6 protein-coding genes are annotated in these 3801 nt (G+C 43.6%); all 6 read left to right on the top strand.

Translation table 11 applies throughout. The features are described from left to right. Positions 1-202: hypothetical protein (locus tag MUP17_00530; protein ID MCJ7457465.1), on the top strand; the 202-nt coding region annotated here is incomplete at its 5' end. A 114-nt stretch (positions 203-316) separates the two neighbouring features. After that, complete coding sequence (locus MUP17_00525) at positions 317-1183, top strand: DNA-protecting protein DprA (GenBank protein MCJ7457464.1); 867 nt, start codon at positions 317-319, stop codon at positions 1181-1183. Then, the gene (locus tag MUP17_00520; GenBank protein MCJ7457463.1) at positions 1180-1434 is read left to right on the top strand and encodes a hypothetical protein; all 255 of its coding nucleotides are present in this window, start codon (positions 1180-1182) and stop codon (positions 1432-1434) included. Before MUP17_00525 ends, MUP17_00520 begins: the two co-directional genes overlap by 4 nt. Further along, positions 1409-2026, top strand: coding sequence for a YigZ family protein (locus tag MUP17_00515; protein ID MCJ7457462.1), 618 nt, complete (start codon positions 1409-1411; stop codon positions 2024-2026). Before MUP17_00520 ends, MUP17_00515 begins: the two co-directional genes overlap by 26 nt. A 127-nt stretch (positions 2027-2153) precedes the next feature. Next, complete coding sequence (locus MUP17_00510; protein MCJ7457461.1) at positions 2154-3056, top strand: PfkB family carbohydrate kinase; 903 nt, start codon at positions 2154-2156, stop codon at positions 3054-3056. A gap of 234 nt (positions 3057-3290) precedes the next feature. After that, positions 3291-3801, top strand: a 511-nt coding sequence (locus MUP17_00505; protein ID MCJ7457460.1) for a phosphatase PAP2 family protein, incomplete at its 3' end; no start/stop codon positions are given.

The following is a 3801-nucleotide window of genomic DNA, read 5'->3' as shown; positions in this document are numbered from 1 at the left end:
TTCGGTAACGGTTTATTATAAAAAATGCTCTAAGGAAGAAATTGGAAATAAGGTGGAGAACAATGAAATCGCAATCATATTTAAGAAGGTGTTGTTATTTAAAGAGATCTCGCGTAGGGGTGGAGCTTGCCTCCACCCATCACCTTCGGGCGGAGATGAACTCCGCCCCTACGCGGGTTTAAACCTGTTACCAAAATTGTGAAGTAGTACACTCAGGCGGATCAGACCTCCAGGAGAGTAATGGTGGGTGAGACTTTGGAAGGCTAAAGCCTTCCGCTACAAATGAAAAACAATCCTACGATGGAGAGTCATGATTTTGGACTATCGAAAATATGTCATCGCTTTAAGGGAAGTGGCTAAGGTTGGTCCCAAGGGGTTTCAACAGCTTCTTTTTGCCTTCGGGTCTCCGGAGAACGTGTACAAGGCGACCTCAGAACAGATCTCCAGACTTACCAGAATAAGCCCGGAGAAGGCTAAAGAGATTTACAAATCCCAGGAAAAATTCACCGAGATTGAAGAACATATATCTTTTTTGGAAAAGCAGGGGATCGGAATCAAAACCATCTTAGATGAGGATTTTCCGCAAAGTCTGAAACAGATAAATGACCCCCCGCCTGTGCTTTATTTCAAAGGGGAATTTCACTTGCCTGAAGGACTCTTTGTGGCAGTGGTGGGGACTCATCACGCCTCCTATGAGGGGATAAAGGATGCAACTGATATAGGAAAGGAGCTGGCTAAAAGAGGTGTAGTGGTGGTGAGTGGTTTAGCCAGAGGAATAGATACTGGCGCGCACTTAGGAGCACTGGCAAAAGAAGGGAAAACTTATGCGGTCTTGGGTTCTGGTCTGAGCAAAATCTATCCAGAGGAGAATCTTAATTTAGCCATTGAAATCAGCAAAAATGGTGCTCTTTTAACTGAGTATCCTATAAATGCTCCAATAAATGTAGGTCAATTGATGGCAAGAAACCGGATAGTGGTGGGCATTTCTCAAACGGTCATAGTGGTGGAGACTGAGGATGAAGCCTCAGGTATGATGGATGCAGCCCAGAGGGCTGTTGATCAAGGGAAACCACTTTTTATGGTGACGAGAGTGGATAACAAAAGTTCTGAGGAGTTGGTAAGGATAGGAGCTATTCCGATCAAAGGGGCTGAGGATTTAGATCTGGTTTTGAATTATCTATGAAAGAGTATCTTGATTCTGAAGAAAAACTGAAACGGCTCAAGAAGCTTGTTGATCAAGCCTGTGAGAAGATAAAAAAAGGAGATCTGACCTTGGGTGAGGCAAAAAAGGAAGCGGCCCTGGTAAGATTAAAAGCAGAATCCCTGATCCCGGATCAGATGGAGAAATTCGATTTAATCTATGGCAGCCGGCTGAAAAGGTTAATCCAGCAGTTCGTGGAGAAAAAAATTGAAGGAAACAAAAGGTCAAGCTAATTATCTCAGCATAAAAGAATCTAAAAGAGATAAACTTCTGGTCAAAGGCTCGAAATTTATTGCCACTGCCATACCGGTTGGCTCAGAAGAGGAAGCTGAGCTCTGGATCAAAAAGATAAAAAAAGAATTTCATGATGCCAGCCATAATCCGTATGCCTACGTCCTCAAAAAAGGAGAACTCCAAAAGTCAACCGACGATAGGGAACCCTCTGGAACCGCTGGCAGGCAGATATTGTCTGCAATCTTGTCTCAGAGTCTAAAAGATATCTTAGTCGTGGTTACTCGTTACTTCGGTGGGGTCAAGTTAGGCACTTGCGGTCTTTCAAAAGCTTATTATGAAAGCGCATTAAGAGTGCTGCAGAGCTGTGTCTTCATCCAAAAGGAGTTAAGAGAAGCACTCGCGATAGTTTTTCCAAAGAAATATTTTGACAGGGTTCAGATGATTCTGAATAAAGGAAAAGTCAAGGTTAAGAAACTCGCTTTTGGAGACAGAGCGAGAATGGAAATCGAGGTAAGCGAAGGAATCATTTCAAAGCTCAAAGATGAATTAATGAGTAAAACCAGAGGAGAGATAGAATTTGAAGGAATATGATTTCGACTGTCTGCGGTTCGTGCGGGAACTGGAGTTCCCGCACGCGATCGGTTCGAGAAAACCAATTCCCGAACCAACGTGGGGCTCGTGGAAAAGTTTAGATACAAAACCAGAGGAGAGATAAAGTTTGAAGGAGTATGATTTCGATTGCCTGGGCTTTGGCATCTGTGCCCTGGATTATCTTTCCATCTTGGACCCTTATCCGGGATTAGATGAGAAAGTGAATGTCGTATCCTCTTCAGTTCAGGGAGGTGGTCCTGTTCCCACTGCTATGGCGACCATGGCAAAATTAGGGGCTGAGGCTGCTTTTGTGGGGAAGATAGGCGATGATTATGAGGGAATGGTAATCCGGTCTGAGTTGGAAAAATTCGGAGTGGATGTCGACTACCTGCTCATAGATGAAAAGGTAAAAAGTTTAAAGGCTTTCATCTGGGTGGACAAAAACAGCGGGAAGAGAACCGTAGCTCTGGACAAAACCAGGATGAAGCCAGTCCAGCCAAAAGAAATCTCATTTTTGAAGGGCATCTCTTTCAGATATCTACACTTAGATGGTAGGGATAAAGAGGCGAATATATTTTTAGCTAAAAAGGCGAAAAAGGACGGTTCTGAAGTCATCTTAGATTTGGGGAGTTTAAGAGAAAATATAGAAGAACTTTTCCCTTTAGCTGATTATCTGGTAGCCTCCAGAAAATTTGCCTATGATTACACTCATCTTGAGGATTTAAGCCAGGCTTGCTTAGAATTGAAAAAGACAGGGTTCAAGTGTGTGGTGGTAACATTATCAGAAAAAGGATGTCTGTGGATAAATGAGGACAAGGTAAACTATTTTCCGGGATTTAAAGTCGAGGTGGTCGATACTACTGGAGCAGGGGATGTATTTCACGGCGCATTCATCTTCGGGCTTTTGAAAAAATGGAAGATGGGAGAAATTATTGAGTTTGCCTCAGCCTGCGCAGCTTTGAAGTGCAGAAAATTAGGCGGCAGAGAAGGTATACCCACTCTGAAAGAGGTGCAAGATTTTTTGAAATGAGGAGAAAATTCGCTTAGCCCAATATGACCTGCTCATAAACAGTCATTCTGAGCCCTGCGCGGATGGCTCTGTTGGTCAGGAGACCAACAGAGAGCGAGAGAGATACTTCGCTTCGCTCAGTATGACACAAGTCTCGACAATCGTCATTCTGAGCTCCGCCTGTGGCGGGGCGAAGAATCTCTATAAACCTGTAAAAGAATTTCTCTTCATTGGTGTCCCCACAACGAAGAAAGGATGGAGATGTTTACTGAAATCTTCGATTTTCTAATCAAGCTGGATAAAGAGCTTTTCCTTTTTCTCAATCTGAAACTGCAGAACCGGTTTTTTGACTTTCTGATGCCTTTTATTACGGAGTTTAAAAACTGGAGAATCCTTTTTTTCCTGATAATGCTGGCTATGCTTATCTTTGGACGGAAAAAAGAAAGGATAGCCGCTGTTCTGGTCTTGATTGTTTTAGGAATGGCAGATTCATCCGTTAATCTTCTGCTTAAGTCCTGGATCGGAAGGGTCAGGCCCTGCAATGTTTTTCCGCAGGTGCATCTCTTGGCTGGATGCTCTCATTCTGGCTCTTTTCCCTCATCGCATGCTGCTAATATTTTTGCCGCAGGCTCGATCTTGACTTTTCTTTATCGCCGGGCTTGGTTCATCTGGTTAGCTATTGCGGTTACAGTCTCTTTCTCCCGCATTTATGTTGGGGTACATTACCCTCTGGATGTCGCGGGAGGAGCTTTTTATGGGATTCTTT

Source organism: Candidatus Zixiibacteriota bacterium, from assembly GCA_022865345.1.
Classification (GTDB): domain Bacteria; phylum Zixibacteria; class MSB-5A5; order MSB-5A5; family RBG-16-43-9; genus RBG-16-43-9.
The sequence above is the reverse complement of the archived record's forward strand: the minus strand, read 5'-3'. Positions and strand labels throughout refer to the sequence as shown.